This is a genomic window from Paenibacillus sp. USHLN196 (assembly GCF_037144955.1).
Taxonomy (GTDB): domain Bacteria; phylum Bacillota; class Bacilli; order Paenibacillales; family Paenibacillaceae; genus Paenibacillus; species Paenibacillus xylanexedens_C.
Genome location: NZ_JBBCYH010000005.1, coordinates 135,915 through 154,446 on the forward strand (window position 1 = coordinate 135,915; position 18,532 = coordinate 154,446).

Annotated in this window: 22 protein-coding genes, 1 tRNA gene and 1 pseudogene; 12 read left to right on the plus strand and 12 right to left on the minus strand. The window is 40.0% G+C overall.

Translation table 11 applies throughout. The annotated features are described in order from the left end of the window. Positions 1–11: 11 nt before the first annotated feature. From WFI24_RS13945 to WFI24_RS13980, 8 genes are all read left to right on the plus strand, one after another. On the plus strand, positions 12–272 hold the full coding sequence (locus WFI24_RS13945) for a hypothetical protein (protein WP_336761649.1): 261 nt from the start codon (positions 12–14) through the stop codon (positions 270–272). 28 nt (positions 273–300) lie between these two features. Continuing rightward, positions 301–1,431 carry a hypothetical protein gene (locus WFI24_RS13950; protein WP_336761651.1) on the plus strand — a complete coding sequence of 377 codons (1,131 nt, stop codon included), beginning with the start codon at positions 301–303 and terminating at the stop codon, positions 1,429–1,431. Positions 1,432–1,519: 88 nt separating this feature from the next. Next, complete coding sequence (locus WFI24_RS13955; protein WP_336761653.1) at positions 1,520–2,785, plus strand: SPRY domain-containing protein; 1,266 nt, start codon at positions 1,520–1,522, stop codon at positions 2,783–2,785. A 51-nt stretch (positions 2,786–2,836) separates the two neighbouring features. Next, positions 2,837–4,870: a discoidin domain-containing protein gene (locus WFI24_RS13960; RefSeq protein ID WP_336761655.1), complete on the plus strand. Its 2,034-nt coding sequence runs from the start codon at positions 2,837–2,839 to the stop codon at positions 4,868–4,870. A 32-nt stretch (positions 4,871–4,902) separates the two neighbouring features. Further along, entirely contained in the window at positions 4,903–6,726 is a 1,824-nt protein-coding gene (locus WFI24_RS13965) for a DNRLRE domain-containing protein (RefSeq protein WP_336761657.1), read from the plus strand. 55 nt (positions 6,727–6,781) lie between these two features. Next, positions 6,782–7,222 carry a phage holin family protein gene (locus tag WFI24_RS13970; RefSeq protein WP_336761659.1) on the plus strand — a complete coding sequence of 147 codons (441 nt, stop codon included), beginning with the start codon at positions 6,782–6,784 and terminating at the stop codon, positions 7,220–7,222. Positions 7,223–7,233: 11 nt separating this feature from the next. Beyond that, on the plus strand, positions 7,234–8,142 hold the full coding sequence (locus WFI24_RS13975) for a peptidoglycan recognition protein family protein (RefSeq protein WP_336761660.1): 909 nt from the start codon (positions 7,234–7,236) through the stop codon (positions 8,140–8,142). A 24-nt stretch (positions 8,143–8,166) separates the two neighbouring features. Next, positions 8,167–8,553: a hypothetical protein gene (locus WFI24_RS13980; RefSeq protein ID WP_336761662.1), complete on the plus strand. Its 387-nt coding sequence runs from the start codon at positions 8,167–8,169 to the stop codon at positions 8,551–8,553. 68 nt (positions 8,554–8,621) lie between these two features. On the opposite strand, the gene WFI24_RS13985 is transcribed toward WFI24_RS13980, so the two are convergent. Continuing rightward, positions 8,622–8,693: transfer RNA gene (locus tag WFI24_RS13985), tRNA-Val, on the minus strand. Between the two features lie 315 nt (positions 8,694–9,008). Between WFI24_RS13985 and WFI24_RS13990 the strand changes: the two genes are divergently transcribed. From WFI24_RS13990 to WFI24_RS14000, 3 genes are all read left to right on the plus strand, one after another. Beyond that, positions 9,009–9,260: a hypothetical protein gene (locus WFI24_RS13990; RefSeq protein WP_336761664.1), complete on the plus strand. Its 252-nt coding sequence runs from the start codon at positions 9,009–9,011 to the stop codon at positions 9,258–9,260. A 242-nt stretch (positions 9,261–9,502) separates the two neighbouring features. Next, positions 9,503–9,946 carry a GNAT family N-acetyltransferase gene (locus WFI24_RS13995; RefSeq protein ID WP_145324160.1) on the plus strand — a complete coding sequence of 148 codons (444 nt, stop codon included), beginning with the start codon at positions 9,503–9,505 and terminating at the stop codon, positions 9,944–9,946. A 112-nt stretch (positions 9,947–10,058) separates the two neighbouring features. Further along, complete coding sequence (locus WFI24_RS14000) at positions 10,059–10,295, plus strand: DUF3892 domain-containing protein (RefSeq protein ID WP_076211448.1); 237 nt, start codon at positions 10,059–10,061, stop codon at positions 10,293–10,295. Positions 10,296–10,715: 420 nt separating this feature from the next. Here the strand turns inward: WFI24_RS14000 and WFI24_RS14005 are convergent, their stop codons facing one another. The 4 genes from WFI24_RS14005 to WFI24_RS14020 all read right to left on the minus strand — a co-directional run bounded on the left by WFI24_RS14005 (position 10,716) and on the right by WFI24_RS14020 (position 12,082). Further along, positions 10,716–10,997, minus strand: coding sequence for a hypothetical protein (locus WFI24_RS14005; protein ID WP_336761667.1), 282 nt, complete (start codon positions 10,995–10,997; stop codon positions 10,716–10,718). Then, complete coding sequence (locus WFI24_RS14010; RefSeq protein WP_145322936.1) at positions 10,981–11,202, minus strand: hypothetical protein; 222 nt, start codon at positions 11,200–11,202, stop codon at positions 10,981–10,983. The genes WFI24_RS14005 and WFI24_RS14010 overlap by 17 nt, the downstream gene beginning before the upstream one ends. A 194-nt stretch (positions 11,203–11,396) precedes the next feature. Then, the gene (locus WFI24_RS14015; protein ID WP_145322938.1) at positions 11,397–11,717 is read right to left on the minus strand and encodes a DUF3889 domain-containing protein; all 321 of its coding nucleotides are present in this window, start codon (positions 11,715–11,717) and stop codon (positions 11,397–11,399) included. Positions 11,718–11,773: 56 nt separating this feature from the next. Beyond that, positions 11,774–12,082 carry a hypothetical protein gene (locus WFI24_RS14020; RefSeq protein WP_336761670.1) on the minus strand — a complete coding sequence of 103 codons (309 nt, stop codon included), beginning with the start codon at positions 12,080–12,082 and terminating at the stop codon, positions 11,774–11,776. A gap of 260 nt (positions 12,083–12,342) precedes the next feature. Between WFI24_RS14020 and WFI24_RS14025 the strand changes: the two genes are divergently transcribed. Next, positions 12,343–13,245 carry a manganese catalase family protein gene (locus WFI24_RS14025; RefSeq protein WP_145322942.1) on the plus strand — a complete coding sequence of 301 codons (903 nt, stop codon included), beginning with the start codon at positions 12,343–12,345 and terminating at the stop codon, positions 13,243–13,245. A 224-nt stretch (positions 13,246–13,469) separates the two neighbouring features. Here the strand turns inward: WFI24_RS14025 and WFI24_RS14030 are convergent, their stop codons facing one another. The 7 genes and pseudogenes from WFI24_RS14030 to WFI24_RS14060 form a co-directional block, all read right to left on the minus strand. Continuing rightward, the gene (locus WFI24_RS14030; protein WP_336761672.1) at positions 13,470–13,763 is read right to left on the minus strand and encodes a DUF6809 family protein; all 294 of its coding nucleotides are present in this window, start codon (positions 13,761–13,763) and stop codon (positions 13,470–13,472) included. A 126-nt stretch (positions 13,764–13,889) separates the two neighbouring features. Beyond that, positions 13,890–14,631, minus strand: a pseudogene (locus WFI24_RS14035) (DUF3626 domain-containing protein); the annotation flags it as partial. A 91-nt stretch (positions 14,632–14,722) separates the two neighbouring features. After that, positions 14,723–14,992, minus strand: coding sequence for a hypothetical protein (locus WFI24_RS14040; protein ID WP_336761674.1), 270 nt, complete (start codon positions 14,990–14,992; stop codon positions 14,723–14,725). A gap of 46 nt (positions 14,993–15,038) precedes the next feature. Next, entirely contained in the window at positions 15,039–15,476 is a 438-nt protein-coding gene (locus tag WFI24_RS14045; protein ID WP_336761675.1) for a DUF5071 domain-containing protein, read from the minus strand. A gap of 44 nt (positions 15,477–15,520) precedes the next feature. Further along, positions 15,521–16,090: a DUF3221 domain-containing protein gene (locus WFI24_RS14050; protein ID WP_336761677.1), complete on the minus strand. Its 570-nt coding sequence runs from the start codon at positions 16,088–16,090 to the stop codon at positions 15,521–15,523. A gap of 124 nt (positions 16,091–16,214) precedes the next feature. Next, positions 16,215–16,544, minus strand: coding sequence for a hypothetical protein (locus WFI24_RS14055; protein WP_336761679.1), 330 nt, complete (start codon positions 16,542–16,544; stop codon positions 16,215–16,217). 233 nt (positions 16,545–16,777) lie between these two features. Then, complete coding sequence (locus tag WFI24_RS14060) at positions 16,778–18,493, minus strand: ABC transporter ATP-binding protein (RefSeq protein WP_145322952.1); 1,716 nt, start codon at positions 18,491–18,493, stop codon at positions 16,778–16,780. Positions 18,494–18,532: the final 39 nt, after the last annotated feature.

The window sequence follows — 18,532 nt, forward strand, 5'->3', positions numbered from 1 at the left end:
GAGGTGACGACTTGGCTAACTATTCATTGATTCAAGACTCGGTGAACTATAAATCATTTAAGAATAACGCTTGGATTATCGTATCAACAACATTGCCTCTTAAAAGTGTATTTATTTCAGATGGTATTGTGGATCTCAGTGTGTTTAATCGTAACAGTAAAGTTATTGTACAAACCATGACCAATACTGGCAATGTAGGCTCAGGTAAGGTTTTTAAATCAACAGTAAATCTAAAGAAGTATTTTGAGATCACCAATTTGTCTGTAAAATAATGATTTCGTAAAGAAAGGAGATAATTATATGGCTACATTAGGGCAACCTTTAATTGCACCCGAAAGCAGTTGGAGGCGAATAGATGATACTCTAATAGAAAACACAGGGACAGGGTGGACAAAGACATCAAATGCTGCATGTTGGGGTGGCTCAATTATCGAAAAACAAACGCCAACAGCCGCGGATACATTTAAGTTCACTTTTTTTGGTACGAAAATTAGGCTTATTGACTATAAAACTGCCAGTCGAGGTAATCGTTCTATTACTATAGATGGTGTTTCGGAAATTTATAGTTGTGCCAATTCAACGCAAATAACTCAGGCGCTTGTTTATGAAAAGCTAAATTTACAGTTGGGATACCATGATGTAATCATAAGTTCTGTTAGTGGTAGTTGGTTCTCACTTGATGCAATCGATATTGATTCTGATGCTAAGCTATTTTCCTTTGGGTATAGACTAAATAAAATCTTACTTTCATCAGGAGATAAATATTACTCTGCAACACCACCAATTTATGCAACAGATACAGCAATCCCACAAATGACATCCAATACCACTCCTAGTGGTATAGCTTTTGCAAGTAGCATTTTTGGCACTGACAATGAGCCTTGGAAAGCGTTTGATAGAACTGTAGGTGATTACTATAGTCAGAACTTAATTAAAACAGGGCATTTGGGTTATGAGTTTAGTAAGCGTGTCGTTATAGGAAGATACACACTAACCGCAAACACTAATATGTTCGCTCCTAAAGATTGGACTTTCGAAGCTAGTAACGATGGAGTGAATTGGACTGTTTTGGACACACAAGTAAATCAAACTTGGACAGCAAACAATACAGATAAAGAGTATACTATTGATATTAATAAAACAAATAGTTATAAAATGTATAGGCTGAATTGGAGTTCTAATAATGGTGGTGGGTATGTCATCATCCGTGAGTTTAAGATGTATGAACGAATGCCATTTAATCTATTGAAACTATCCAACCAATCAGAACAAACCTTTATGAATTGTGGTATGGAACCAACAATTAATCCAACACAGTATAGCGGTGTTAAATCTATTGAATCTAATTCTGTTGCTCACGAATCAGGTAAAACCTATGAGCACACAGTTGATATGTCAAAACGCCGAGTAGATAAAATTACACTTGGCTAAATTTATGAACACATCTATATGGTGTGTTCTATTTTATTTTGAAAGAAAATATGAAATATGGTGATGTACAGATAAGGAGGGTAAAGTGATGGGATTAATAAATGTAATACTGAATCCATCTGACAAAGTTGGAAGTCCTAATCTAAGCAATGGAGATTTAACATTTATTTCTACTACTAGTTCCGATGGTATTCGTGCAAACAAAGGAAAAAGCACAGGAAGATGGTATTGGGAAGTAAGGCATAGCAGTGGTAATGCTAATTATCATTTTGGTCTGTCTTTATCAAGTCAACCTATTAGTAATAATACTGGTACGAACTACAGAGGATACTATGCTTACAGTGGCGCGAAATACCCGGAATTAACTGTATATGGAACAAAGTTAACTGCAAATGACATTATATCCGTATTACTTGATTTAGATAATGGTATCTTAGAGTTTTGGAAAAATGGTGTTAGCTTAGGGGTTTCTCACACTGATATTAAAACCTTTATGGGAGACAATCAAGTAATACCATATATAAAAGCTAGTGCGATAGATCAAACAGTTACTTTTAATTTTGGAGCTACTTTATTTGCATATCCTATTCCAAACGGGTATCAACCGTATGCATTTGAAGTTCTAAATAAATTCTTGATTTCATCAGAAGATGACGACAAATTAAATTCACTAAAGAATAATGGTTACACTAACAATATTGTACCAGTAATGACATCAAACACCTCCCCTCAAGGAGTTGCAAGTTCAAGTACTTTTACATCTACTAGAGAGCCTTGGAGAGCATTTGATGGTGAGTTAATTGGAACAGCAAATGCATGGCAAGCAACTACAAACGCTACCACAGGATACTTGTCATATAGATTTGTTGATAAAAAAGTGATAAATCAATATGCGGTAACTGGACTATATCAGAACCCTACATTTTCCCCCAAGAACTGGACTTTTGAAGGTTCAAATGATGGAATTTCATGGACTGTGTTAGACACGCGGAGTAATATAACTAACTGGTCTCCCACCGCCATTCCTTCTACTAACATTTATACTTTTGATAATAATATTGCCTATTATTATTACAGAATCAATGTGACAGCTAACGGAGGTGCAGCTAATTTGGGGATACAAGAACTCCAAATGATGGAGCAGCTATCCCCGTCCTATGTGTATATTGATAATAAAAACGAGAATATGTTTCTTAATCACGGATTAGACAAAAATTCTACTTTGGAGTTGTATTTATCTATGAAAGAAAAAAAATTTATAAATACCACTCCACAAACTATCGGCTCAGGCAAAGTCTTCAAGCAAAAAATAGATACAACCAATTTACCAATCAAGAAAGCGTCAATCACATAACTATGTGAAATGATTGTTTGACATAGAATTTAGAAAGGAGTGTGATTTAAAATGACTATCTACCGTACTATTAATGCAATACCTAGAATGACTTCTAACACTTCTCCTAATGGTGTAGTTAGTTCAAGCCCTTTTCGAAGTGGGTTTCCTCCATATATGTCATTTGATGGGGTTGTTAATGATGGTTATGGTTGGACAACTAATGACAATGTAACTGTTGGGTGGATTTCCTATGAATTTATATCTCCCATTCTTATTGGGAGATATACGATTATGGCTCATCATTCAGTACCATCGATATCGCCTAAAAACTGGACCTTCGAGGGGAGTAATGATGATGGGGCTACTTGGGATGTTTTAGACATTCAATCTAATCATAGTTGGTCAACGTCCCAGAAGAAAACATTTTCATTTAATACAGTCACAAAATATAAGAGATTTAGGATTAATATTACTTCTAGTGCAGGAGGATCATACTTAAACATAAATCAAGTTGAGATGTTTGAGGCGTATTTGGAATTTGTTTTAATTAAACATGAGGATATGTATAAAAAATATGGATCTTCCACATGGCAGATTGTTACCAGTATAACACCAACTTATCAGGATTACTTGTCAGGAATTTCTATGGATGAAATGGATTTAATACCAACAAGCGCATGGTCACAACTTCAAGGCGAAGTAGAATTATGCTACTTCACAGATGACCCTACCAAAACAGAAGCATCCTTCAACATTGAAACTGAACCCTTCACCCTAGCAGAAGAATGGGAAGATAAAGAGATCAAAATCATCGAATACACCGATGACCCGAATCAAACCGAATCAACGATCACAATCGAAACAGAACCGTTTACCTTATATGATGAATTAGGTGATAGTGTCGATGTCTTGTTTTACACAGATGACCCATCTAAAACATCAGTGGAACTGAATATCACTGCCAATTACTCCCCATTGGATGAACTTGAGGGAGATTTTGACGTGGTTACGTGGAGTGATAACAATAATCCAAAAGTTGCATCTACCTCTGCTATTCCTTCTCCTCAATCAATTATCCAGACAGACGATTACTATATGTATGGTGATCTACTTTCTATTGTCGATAAGCTCAACTCAACAAATGGCACATTAAGATATTCTGTCTCATTCAACGAAGGTAACACATGGGAAGTGTGTAAGTTTGGCAAGTGGAGGACTATCGATATATCAAGTTTTATTACTTTTAAGAGAAGTGGAATGAGCCATTATGATATTTCTTTGATTGATTCGGTAGCTTTAAAGAATAAAGGAAATAAGATTAGATTTGCTTATTATATCGAGGACAATATACATAATCCAGACCCCGGAATCGCAATTGATAGCATGAAGTTAAATATCAATTCAGCAACAGAAACAATTAAGATGGACAATGTCGCCTTCTACGTTCTTAATACTAATGCAACAATTCAGTTGACTTTAACAGGTAGCAAGCTGATAGGTATATTAGATGATAGTGATCAAGGTAAAGTCCAATATCGTATTCTGTTAAACGACAAAGCATATTATCCGTCAGATGGCAGTTTCACTCGACTAGCTCCTTCACCTCAAGATATTGATATCAACATTTCTGATCGAGATATTATATTTAATCAACCCAACAAACTTAAAGTAGAGTTTCAGGATTACTGGGGTGAAACTGATTATTGGGAAACTACTTTCATTGGTTCCTATTCTGGATTGATGTTTATGGATGAGTCAGGAGAATATTTATCAGATACATTTGGTGGTATTCTAAAGCAACTAGACTTTGGAGTTATCATTGCTGGACAAACTACACTAATTCAAAAAGTCAGACTCAAGAACCAGCTAGGATATGCTATTGATAATGTCTATTTAGAGATGGATAAAAAATATGAACGAGATGGTGTAGTGGTCCAACTGTCAAGACAGGCTAATCCATTCCTCCCTATCGACTATCTGACTTATGGACTCACTCAGCCAGATGAAACAATTGATTTCTATGTTCGTATTGCAACAGACATGAGAGCACAGCCAAATCCCAATGGACTTTTTGAGTTAGTAGTAAACGCTGATCGTGTGTAAATCTCAATACAATGAGATGAGGAGTGACATTTTTGTACTATGATGACCATGATACGGAGGGGATTATATATGTAAAGAGTCCCTCCAACCGTTTTACAAGTAAGTATGTATTATATGCTCAAGATGAGACAAATTTAGAGTCTGAGCTGGTTATAGCAACAAGAAAAGAATCAACAATGGATTCAATCATATCTATAAAGTCATCTATAAGAAACAAAGATATCTCAAGCAGTCTAGATGTTATGTATCGTGCTTATGGCGATCTAGAATCTACAATTGAAGCTATAATGTTCACCGAACTAGAAAGTTCGATTAATGTCAGACCACATAATAGAGCACAAGGTAGATTTGAATTAATCGAAGCTCCTCGAACTAACATTGAATTAAAACCAATTGGAGATGCTACAACACGTAGTCGTATCGATTTACAAACGATAAACTATGGTGATACACAGCGTATGATGATTGGTCATGACAATGTAGAGGAATTTGAGTCGTTCGTTAACTTTGGTGATTTGAAGGTTGCTATACCCGACCTATTATATCTCGAAGATGCAAAGTTGAGATTATATTACACAGGTACAATTAAATCTGACGCAAACATTGAGATATATCAGCCTAATACAATTTGGCGTGAGTATGGTATCACCTATGCAAACAAACCACAATCAACTCAACTGCTTACCAATCAATACACTATAAATACATCCGAAAAATATGTTGAGATTAATGTATTAGATGTTTTGAAGCCATGGCAAGATGGTTCGTTAATCAACTATGGATTAAGCATAAAGTCTACTGACAACACTCCTATCTACTTCAATACTCGTGAGTCAACCAAACCTCCAATATTACAAGTTCGATACATAACATCAGCAGTGCAATCCTATGGGCGCTCTGAGATAGATTCTGAATTGATTGTATATAGAAAAGACAATAAGGATCTCAATTCAACTTTAACGGTTAAAAGTGATCGTGGATGGAACTACTTAGATTCATCTATTTATGTTCACAGATACGAAGATCCACTTTTCAAAGAGATGAATAGTTTCCTATGTGTAAATCGTCCAGATGTAAGCTCTTATATGACTGTAGCTATTCGTGCATCGGATGAGTTAGAATCGAGCATTACTATCATCGAGAATAGTGTAACTGAGTTGGAAGCATCGATTTCTACGTCCAAACCAGACCTTGCTTCGACGATTACAATCGACACTAAGATCAGTATGATTTCCGAGATTTCAATTGCTAATCGATCCTACAATGATTTGACAAGTAGTATTATAATCTCTAAACCAGATCTCACATCATATATTGAAATATCCAATCATATTCGTGCTAATCACGATATAAATTCTGTGCTAACAATAAGAAATGAATACCATGAGGACTTAGACTCATTTATTACAGTTTCTAAACCAGATACATCAGGGTTTCTGCTTATTCGTGGCAACGGCTATTCCGATATCGATGGAATATTAGATGTGTCAACATTCAATTATCAAGATGGATCAATAGCAGTTTCAAGACCTGATATGGATTCTACATTAGAAATCAGGTATGTGTCTGAACAAGACGGAACAATATATATCAAGGATAGAGAATACCTAGACAGTGTAATCGATATTAGACAGTTTAGCGATCTAGAGTCGACAATTCTAATCAAACAATTCAAAGAGATTGATTCAGAACTAACCATATCTAAACCTGATCTTGGTGGATACTTATATCCTAGAGTTCCGGGAATAAACAACAGGGATGCAATAGTAAGTATACGTAAACGTGATGTAAGCGATATGGATTCATTCATATTAATTAAAGGGTTATCTTCAGGAGCATATTATTACATACTTTAATTTTCAGGACTCTCCATGTGGGGAGTCTTATTTTAATTGAGAGAAGGAAAACAATGTGTCAGACAAATTTCTAAATTTTATTGTGGGGGTGGTTGGTGCAATTGTAAGCTATGCATTTGGAGGATGGAATGAAGCTCTAGCATTGCTTGTTGTATTTACTGTTTTGGATTGGGTTACAGGCTTGGCTGCATCTGCCTATGAAGGCTATAAGAATCCTAATAGAACCGACAAAGGATTGAATTCTAGAAAAGGATTCTTTGGAATTCTAAAGAAAGTCCTCATGTTTACGGTCATTGCCGTACTGTTCCGTATCGATACATTGCTAGGTTTGAATGGAACATTGAGTCTTGCTGTGGGTGCTACATATTTTTATCTAATGAATGAGTTTATTAGTCTTTTAGAAAATTACGGGCGATTAGATCTCCCACTACCTGAGCAAGTGAAAAAGGCAGTCTCTATCTTGAAAGAAAAAAGTGGATCAGAAGAAAAAAACTAAGGAGTGATTGAATGATTCAAAAAGGTAATTTCCTTCTACTTGATATTGAAGAGTTCCGTCCATGGCTACAAAAGCAGAAAGTAACACGAAGAATCAAAGGTTTTCAAGTACATCACACCGCGTTCCCCAATTTCACCACTCGCAAAATGGTTAATGGGATTGCTCAACAAGATCATTTTGTATGTCTAGAAGGAATGCGTAGTTATCATATCAACACGAACAAATGGAAAGCGACTGGACAGCATTTAACATTGTTTGAAGATGGTAAGGTTGGAGTTTCCTTGGATCGAGACTTAAACATGACTCCTGCTTGTATTTATAACAACAACGCGGGATATGTAGGTGTTGAGATTATAGGTTGTTTTGATAAAGGCGTTGATAATATAACACCTATTCAAAAGCAAGCTGCAATCCATTTGTATGCTGCATTGTGTGAAAAGTTTTATGTACCTGTCAATACAGACAAGATTGTGTATCACGCATGGTTTACTGCTTCAGGTGCACGTTTGTCAGATTATACACCCGGTAAATCAAGCAAGTCATGTCCGGGCACTGCTTACTGGGGAGATGGTAATACAATTGCTTCTGCAAACAAAAACTTCATTCCTCAAGTTAAAGCAGAGCTAGAACGATTAAGAAATGGGATTTCGAATGCAACTCCAATTACAAAACCAAAGGATGATGAACCTATGACTGAAGCAGAAAAGTTACAAGTGGCTAGTCTTGAGAAAACAATTCAACAGCAAGCAGAATGGATTAAGGCTGAAAAAAACAAGGCTAATATGGAATGTCCAACTTGGGCAAAAGAGGCATACGAGTATTACGAGGATCATATTTCAGACAGCAAAGGAAGTTATGATTTCTGGCGAATGCTTGTTATTGATTATCGTAAAGAAAATGGAATCATAGTTAAAAAGTAATTATACATAAAGGAGATAAGATATATGGACAATTTATATGTAGTTGCAATCATCCTTGCCGCTGTTGCGGGAGGGTTATTTGTCATTCCTGTTGCTAAGAAAAAAGGATGGATTACGAAGGATAAGACAGAGGGCATGAAACAAATGTTGTTGGTGACTCGCCTTGTACTTGATGTGATTAAGACAGATAAATTAGATAAGAATAAGGCCACGTTTGCGTTAGATATTGCAGATCGAGTTGTTGATTATGTAAATGAGCACATGGATGACATTGTTGATAAAAGGGCAATTTCATTGAGAATTATTGATGATTTGTTGGCGAAAAACGCAGTCGTACCAACGGTTTCTGAACGTCAACTTATTGAGATTGTGATAGATCAGGCAATTTTGCACTCAAACAAAGATAAATAACAAATATAGGTAAAACTTAACCCCTCTTGAGATATTATTCTCTTGAGGGGTATTTTTTTCATTTTTTATAGGACGAGTGGGGATCGAACCCACGACCCTTACCCTGTCAAGATAATGCTCTCCCGCTGAGCTATCGCCCTTTATTAATTACATTATACAAAACCAAGTTAAAGTTTTCAATATGGCTATTGATTTAATTCATCAAACCAATAGCCATAGACATTAAGCGTATTTAAATTGAATAACATCGCTAATGATCCTATTACTATGTGAAAGCAGAGATAGTGCTCTCCCAGCTGAGCTAACAGATCATGATATATAATTGTTTCCCAATCAAGTAACAGTATCATATCAAGTAACCGTGTTCATTGTCAATAATTTATTTGGTTATAATTCACCTGAAATGGAGCACAATAAAGGAAAGATTACCATTTCAGCAACGAGGTGAATTCCCCATGAGAAACAAAACAAAACGCCGGGACCACGATAAATTCACAAAATGCTTTCTCCCCTTCGTTGGGCTTATCGTTCTGGTTACATCCGTTACCGGTTGCAGCTTGGAGAAGGATGAACATACGGTACAATTCCAACAATTACAACAGCCCAATGAAAATGGTGAATCTCTGCCTGTCTGGCTGGACGTATACTCCAAATCTGTGATTCAGGATGTATATTCTCCTGGAGGAAGCAGCGAAGTCTTGCCATGAAGAGTAAACAGAGGAGTTACTCATCTTCATCCCATTTGCGTGAGTATGCTTTCTTGGTCACGTAATACAACAGAGTAATCATTCCCGCCGACATTAACAATGTAATTACCATGATGCCTGCCATGCCCATCACTAGCCCCTCCCCTCCCAATATGTTCCAGACTTAACTATACAGGAAAAGCATTTTTTTGTATAATTCAGTCTGATATGTCGCGCAAGAGCAGAAAGAAGGAATGGTGGAATTGGCAGCTGAGATTAGTTATGTAACGACAGAAGAACAACTGGAGCAGGCCTTGGGGATTCGACATCACGTTTTTGTGATTGAGCAACAGGTGCCTGCGGAGATTGAGATTGATCAATACGATGTCATCAGTCCGGATGTGCATCATGTATTGTTAAGTACAGATGGACAGGCTGTGGCCACGGGACGACTGATCTATTACAGTAAGGATACTGCCAAAATGCAGCGGATCGCGGTGCTCGAGTCTCATCGTTCATTTGGTTATGGACGTGTGCTTCTGTTGGCAATGGAGGAACGGGCACGTGAACTGGGCTTATCCTATTCCGTACTTGACGCTCAATGTCAGGCACAGAAATTCTATGAGAAACTGGGTTATGAAGTGATTTCGGAAGAACCTTTTTATGATGCAGATATATTGCATGTTCGTATGAAAAAGAGTCTGTAAAACCTCTGCGCATGCAGGTCTTATCAGCACATGGTGCATACTTCCGAGGAATTCGGATAGGCTAATCAGGTAAACAGATTCCTATCTCGTCATATAAGGAGAGTGTGACATCATGGATCAAACGACACGCGAGAGTTTCACAGCAGTACAGAAAAATGGTGACGGTGACCTGACAGCTTTTCAGACTTCAGCAGGACGTGTTCTGGATTATCAACAGGCACTTGCAGAAGTACAAGCTGGGGCTATTGCCGGCGTGAATGTATTTAAAGGCAAGGATGGAGAAATGTACATTCGCGGCGATGCCGACGGCGACCCAACCAACAACCTGGACCAACTTCCCCATTTCTAAAATAGATGCACACGTTGTATGTGTGACACAGTAAGCGCCGATCCGGATATCCGGGTTGGCGTTTTCTTATGTTCACTGGAGGGTGTCTTCAAACCTACTGTAAGCCGAACTCAGGCCCACGAGCGGCAACGAATCTGAGGCGTCTTATTCAAGGATTTGAACCCCCCTTAGAAATCTAAGGAATCTGAGACACGCTATATCAGAATTTTTGGCCTTTATAGCGTTTTTGTCAGGGGATTTCGGAAAATAAGGTGTCTGATGTTGCTTACAATTTAAAAGGAGGAGCGGAAGACCAAATAAGACGTCCTGTGTTCCTTAGAAAATCATACTCATTCGCCAGGATCAGCCAACTTGGAATCCCAGACTGTTTAGATGCTGACATCCATCATCGTATAGCTTGCTTAAGTTTGAAAACACACCCTAGTAGTCCGTAAAATATTTTACGGAGTCCCCGGAAGGCTGGCTTTTGCGAATCGGCTGTTGTACCTGTTCCCATGCCTGCAAGATCTGTATCCCTTCAAGATTCGAATGGTTATCCCATGCGATATGCCCAGTGCGTTCAAGCTCCAGCAATGACTCATGAATGAATGCTTTGCTTCGTCCGGTCTTGTTCTCCAGTTCATCCATACGCGGTAGTCGGCGCCGTTGTCCTGCATAGTTCACCATAATTCGCAAAATTTTGCGTTCAAAGTCGTTCAGCATACTTTACCTCCCCATTCATATCCGTAACAGGACGCCATGCCAGAATACCTTGCTCCAAGAATGTTCGGGGTGAGCCTTCTTTTCCTGCAGATGCCCTAATCATCCCGCCACGTACACTATTTATGCGAATCTGTCGCTGCGTAATCTGTCCAGCACGATCCATGTAGACAAGCTCCACCATCTGGCCAATATATTTCCCTAGCATAATCATCCCTCCGATAAGAACGTTTGTTTGTATTTCTTATTATATGCGAACATAAGTTCTTTATTCAATAGTAAAAAAAGGGTTTTATAATAAATAAAAACCAGACTGTCACCTTAGGAATTAAGGCAGTCTGGTCCCACTAATGGTATAGCTACTATAAAAACATTCTTGTAATCACCACGTTCAGATATGGATCAGTGTCGATCCGATTCCGAAAATTGTACTTTTTTCAATTGCTGCGTGGACGGATTAAAGTCAACACTGACATAGACTGCGAATTGCCTACCATCCTTAGCACGGACCCACAGCTTAAACTGTTCTCGTGATTCATCTGCTGTGAGAGATGTCCGACCGATATGCTTGTAGTCCAATATATCCACATTGTACTTGGTTTGTGTTTCTTTGACCGCAATAATTCCCCATTTCGCATAATCCGGGATGGCGGCACCTGTTCCTGACGTGATTCCGGCTAAACTCAGGACTACCGTCATGACGGTAACGATGAGCATTCTCATTTCACTCACTCCTTGGGACAATATGTTTCTGTTATATTGCCCGTCCAAGTTTTATTTTACCCGAATAAACGAAAGATCCAGGCCAGTGGCCTTAAGGAAAAGGAAACGACATGCACAAGTCGGTCAAACGAATCAGGAGGCCCCGTCTGGAAGCTAATACCCCAATCACCTGAAAATAAGTGTTGTTGTGTCTGTCTCTCCTCAGGACGTTCCAACCCGTATTTTTTCTCAAGTAACTTCCTCGTTTGTTCGTCTACCTGAGCCTCGTTCGTAGCGACATATGCCGTGACAGGCCCGCTGCTTATGTACATCAGAATCATTAGAAACATCGAAATCCGCGCTATTTTTATGTACCTTTTTTCCATCTTTCTCTCCTTCACCGATATAGGGTATCTATTGTTTATGGGAAACTCATTTGAAAATTAGATTATACATAAAATTCAACATATTGGAAATAGAAAATGGAAAACGAGATGAGGAATGTGATATGCAATACTTAAGTCCCATTTGGTTGATTTTATGTTTAAAAACGGCAATATTCGTGTAATGAGCCATGACAGAATGACTACACGATCTGAATCCCCTACAAGATCTGTACCACCACATTCAAGGAGGTTATCCCTATATGTTCAAACGCTTGGATGAAATCCTGATTGAAATTCCTAATGTCGAAAAGCCAGATCCGAATGCAGCAGCAGCCATACAAGAATTGCTCGGTGGCAAATTCGGAGAAATGTCAACGTTGAACAACTACCTCTATCAATCGTTTAATTTTCGCTCCAAAGAAAAGTTGAAGCCCTTCTATGACCTGGTCATGAGTATTACGGCCGAAGAATTGGGTCATGTTGAGCTGGTGTCTCATGGTATTAACAAATGCCTTAGAGGATCAACCGAATACAAAGAACCCGACAATACCCCCCTCGGTTCCGTGAAGGATGCTCGTCTGTCCTATCACTTCCTGGCAGGAGCACAAGGAGCAATGCCTTTCGACTCCATGGGTAATCCGTGGACCGGTGCAAACGTCTTCAATAGCGGTAATCTGGTCGAGGATTTGCTTCATAACTTCTTCCTCGAATGTGGTGCGCGTACGCATAAAATGAAAGTATATGAAATGACAGATCACCCAGCAGCGCGCGAAGTCGTCGGTTTTCTGCTTGTACGTGGCGGCGTGCACGTGGTTGCCTATGCAAAAGCAATCGAAATTGCAACCGGCGTAAATGTGACCAAACTGATTCCGATTCCTTCACTGGATAATAAGGCTTTCAATGAAGCTCGTAAATATGAGGAAAAAGGGGTACACACCAAGCTGTATACCTATAGTGATAAAGACTTTAATGCCATCGATCAGATCTGGAAAGGAACGCACCCCGAAGATGGACAACCTTTGGAGGTTATCCAAGGCATACCTCAGGGATTCCCGATTCCGGAAGCTCCTGCGGTCGAGGAAGAATTCGCACCAGGTATATCGCAAGAAGACTTCAAAGAGATTGCACGTCGTCTGAAGATGGCGGGGAATATTGCGGATTAAGGAACAATTTGTTTAACAGGTTCTTTCCCTATATATAAATTGTTAACTCTATATTTAAGTGAAGCCCTCAAACCCTGCTGCTGAATGCAGAGAGGATTTGAGGGCTTTGTTATAATCAATTTATGATACAATTTTATGATGCAAAATGAGTATGTTGTATGCACGTCATTTCCTGAGAATCTAGCTGTAAAATGTAAACCTGATCTCTGCTCACATAATTAAACTTAGTTAAACTCCAATACCGATTCCTCACGCTGACTCATGACTTCAATCAACATGTTGGCACCCAGACGAAAACCTTGTGCAAACGCTGCTTCCGTATGCATGCCCTCACATCTGCCACACAAGTCAAATAACTGTTCAAGCTCAAGAAATTCATTCTCGCTCAAACGATTCTTCCATTGCTCTGTCAGAGCTGCAATCTGCCGCCCCAACGCTGGGTATTCAGGATGTGTCGGCATCATCTTCTCATCTGGTCGAAGTCGTCCATTATATAATGCTTCTAATATCGAATTCATGTGCATCCTCCTGTATATCAATTCGCACCTCACTTGAATGAACGTTCTGCACATGGTAGGATATTTATGCAGTCGCCCATTCGAGTGATTGCGGGATAGGAAGCAGCGGTGTTCTTCGCGGGACTAGCGCAGGGAAATATCACCATGAACCTGAGCTTCGATATAATGATCCAGATTTCGGTTTGGCTCTTGGTTTGATGGATTTTGGAATGGTTTCTCAAGATTGACGTGCATATGGTCAATTAATTTTTGAACCGTTAGATTTCTTTCACCAATGGCAAAATTACTATAGAATACATCCCTCATGAGAGCAGCCAAAATGAGGTCAAATCCCTCATACGTTCCCTTTTCCTCAGGTTCTTGATGAGAATCCAAATATGTATACGTGCAACGCTGAGAGACCTCAGTGGATAAAAGGAAATAACATGATCCAAAACGCGGAGCAGGTCCATCGGGATGTAACATAACATTGAGTTAGTGCTCCATACTTGGGCCGTTCACTATTGGTTGAGCCATTTATTTGGTACGCTCCGCCAAACATTTTATTCTCCCAAACATCACGTTCACCGCCTAAAAATGCGGATACACTTCCATTCGATAAAAAAGTTTCAAATTGACTTTTATAAACTCCCTGCTCAAGTAGTGCTTCAGCCACGCTTTTCATATTCGGATCTAATCGATCTGGGTGAAAGTGTAGCGCAATACTTGCATGAGATTTTAGTTTATTGATAGCTTTTTCAAATGTCTTCAGCTCGATGTTGGACATACGAAAGATTTCTCTAATGGTTTGCTCCGCCTCATTTTTGCGGCTTCTTGCATAATTGGTTACATGCTCTTGAGCTAATTGCTGAGACCTTGATAGTTCCATGGGCAGAGGAGTCCTTTCCCTTTTTATTAAACCATAATGGTGGTTTCCTTGTTTATCATATAGATTGTAGCCTAATTATAGTTTTGGATCTTCAATCTATTTTTCTAGGGATTAGTTCATTCTCAGGGAAATTCCACCAATTGGATTCCTCATAATAAATTGTTTTTGCCCAAAATTCAGGAGACTCATGAAAAATCAGATCCTCTTCAGATGTAAAATCATTTCCTTCCCAAAAAGAATTAATCCTGAGAAACGCCTCCTTCTCTGAAATATTAAATAATTCAATTAATAGTTGTACAATGTGCAAACAGTATATTTCCGAACTCAAACAGGTAGGGAAAAGAAGTTGGTATTTTAGCATTTTTATCACTCCATATTAAGTATTTCAGTCTTACTTAGAAAGTTAATTACCAGTTTCTATGTATCCAAACTTCCATCTCCACTGATCTCTTGTTGGTCTCCTTCATCTTTTCCAAAAGCTCCATTATAACCTCATCCAACGCCTCTACTATCTCATCATGTGTAGGAGACTCAAGTATCCTTACCAAATCCGACCGTAACATACTTAGATGAGATACAGGCAATCGATCAATCAATCCTACCAAAATGAAATATTCCCACTGTGGATCTTGGGTTTGTAATACATCCTTAATATGAGGAACTAAGTCCTCCCCCAATCTCAATAGCAGATCCTCTACCGGCTTAGAGATAGGCCAATTCCCGTCTTGCAACCACTCCATCAGCTCTGGGATGATGACTTTCAACTCTTCATTACTAAATTGATTTAACTTACGCACCGCCTCAAAGTCATGTTTATCGCGGGGAAGACACTCCCTAATATCCATTTAAACTTCCTCATCTCTATGTGCAAAATCATATACTTCCTCTGTTACTCTACTGACTCTACATCCTCTACTCTGATCTCAATCTCATCTTGATTCTTCGTCGTTGACATCGCGTCTCTTATGCGAATCGTCCACATTCCTGCATCCTGATAAAATTGTACATCTTCAATCACAGGAACACGTGCTTTTTCTCCATCTGGTGAATATAGTCCACCCCGAATTGCGTCCGCCTCACTTAGATGAGCACCGTCTGGAGTAATTGGACAAGATACCGCTATCTTTTCTGCTCTGGCCTGCCCAGGATAGGGTTCATTTTCCGGGCCTCCATCCGTCCAGACTTCAACATAGGAGCCGATCTGCGGATCAGGCGCATTGGAGAACCATTTTGCCGGATAATACCGACTTCCTCCTCCGTTCGCACTGAAATCCTCATATGCAGGATCAACCACAAGAATGGAAGCGTCTTTACGATCAACCACATAACCAGTGAATCCATCTTCACTTGGTGCATTCGCTTGAGTCTGCACAGAGTTGCACTCGATATGTCCTGAACATCCCGTAAGGCATACGATTAGGATTGAGAGCAATATGAGGACTCGACGAAGATTGGGCATATGTAAATCCCCCTTTAAGAACACCTCTTTCTAAATTTAACGTTCCATATCAGTTTATTGTTACAAATACAGCTGTTAGCTCACCTTAACTTCCTGACGGGCTCAACACGATCAACCCAAATATTCACTTCTTCATATCCCTTTTGTACACGTACCTTCCCCATACCACCAACGCCGCACACAACAAGATCACACAATAAGCCCATACAAAAAACATGGCAAGCCCCAACCCGATGTTGGCATCCAGGCGCTTATCAAAGATCTCTGTGTATAGCGCAAAACCGAGTGGCACGGCGCCAACAATGAAAAGTCCAATGGACCATCCACCCCAGCGTTGTAAACCGGACCCCGCACGAGTACTGGAAAGTTTGCGAATCCCTTGAGTCAGTAGCCACCAAATCAGAATAAATAATAGACAGGTTATAAGAATTTTCAGCATATCGTTCACCTGCATATCGTTCACCTCCTACATCTTGCAATATGATGAACATATCTTACACGTTAAGCGTTCTCTTTACTATATTACCCGTTTCCATATCCATGACCACAGGCAGGCAACGGTTCAGCACCCTCGACCCATACTATATTCATAAAACAGAAAATAACGCCACCATTCATGACTCCTTCCAAGTCATGAACGATGGCGTCATTTCTTATAACCACGTTATTATATCCACATCGGATACGTTACGCGCCAAACTGCGCATAGTGAAGGCGGCTGTACACCCCACCTGCTGCGAGTAATTCTTCATGGCGCCCCTGCTCGGTAATACCTTGTTCAGCAACGACAATAATGCGGTCTGCATTTTTGATCGTAGCCAATCGGTGAGCAATGACCAGTGTCGTCCGGCCCTCGGATAGCTCAGCAAGGGATTGCTGAATCGCTGCTTCCGTTTCTGTATCCAGAGCGGATGTGGCTTCATCCAGGATCAGAATCGGTGGGTTTTTCAGGAACATACGGGCAATGGACAACCGTTGTTTCTGTCCGCCGGACAGCTTCACGCCGCGTTCACCAATTAACGTATCCAACCCTTCCGGCATCGATTGAATCAAAGGTTCCATCTGTGCACGTCTGGCGGCCATCCAGATTTCTTCTTCGGATGCATCCAGCTTGCCGTAGGCAATATTCTCCCGAATGGTTCCATCGAAGAGGAATACATCCTGTTGTACAATACCGATATGACTGCGTAAGGAGTCCAGCGTCATGTTCTGTATCTCCTGACCATCAATCGTGATGCGACCTTCCAGCACATCATAGAACCTTGGCAGCAGACTGCACAACGTTGTTTTCCCTGCACCCGATGGACCGACAAGGGCCACCGTTTCACCTGCATGCACGTTTAGATCGATACCCTTGAGAACAGGCTCCTGATCCGAATAACCGAAGGTCACTTGTTCATAACGAATATCCCCACGCAAGTGTGATACCTTAACAGCTCCTGGACGATCCTCCACATCCGGTTCCATATCGAGCAGCTCCGTATACCGTTTGAAACCCGCAATCCCTTTGGGATACGTCTCGATAACCGAGTTAATCTTCTGAATCGGTGTCAGGAACACATTGGACAACATAATAAATGCAATGAACTGACCGTAAGTCATACTGCCGTTAATCACAAACCAAGTTCCACATACCAGGACAAAGAGGGATACCAGCTTCATCAGCATATAACTGACAGAGGAGTTCCAGGCCATGATTTTGTATGCGATTAGTTTGGTCTGACGGAAACGACCGTTGTTCACAGCGAATTGTGCTTTTTCATGCTCTTCATTAGCAAAAGCCTGAACAACACGAATACCTGTAATATTGTTCTCAACACGAGCGTTGAAGTCCGCTATATCCCCGAACATTCGGCTGAATGCCTTCGACATTTTGCTGCCAAAGTAGAGCGACAGATAAATAATCAGCGGAACAATGATAAAGGTTAACACGGCCAGATTGCCATTAATGCTCATCATAATGCTGAATGCACCAATCAGTGTCATCACCGCGATAAAAACATCCTCTGGACCATGATGGGCAATCTCACCGATATCCATTAGATCGTTAGTCATGCGTGACACGAGGTGTCCTGTTTTCGTATTATCGAAGAAACGGAACGATAGCTTCTGCACATGATTAAACAGACTTTTACGCATATCCGTCTCAATGTTAATGCCCAGCTTGTGTCCCCAATAGGTAACCACGAAGTTCAGAAATGAATTCAATAAGTAGATTCCCAGCAATGCAAGACACGCCCATAGAATCCAATCCCAGCGACCGCCTGGCAGCAGATCATCGACTACCCGGTTGACTGCGAGTGGAAAAGCCAGCTCCAGCAATGCGACCAGAATCGCACAGCTAAAGTCAAGAATGAAGAGCTTTTTGTAAGGCCTGTAATAGGCAAAGAAACGGCGAAGCATAGACTAATGTCCTCCTTATGCAACCACACAAAGATGATT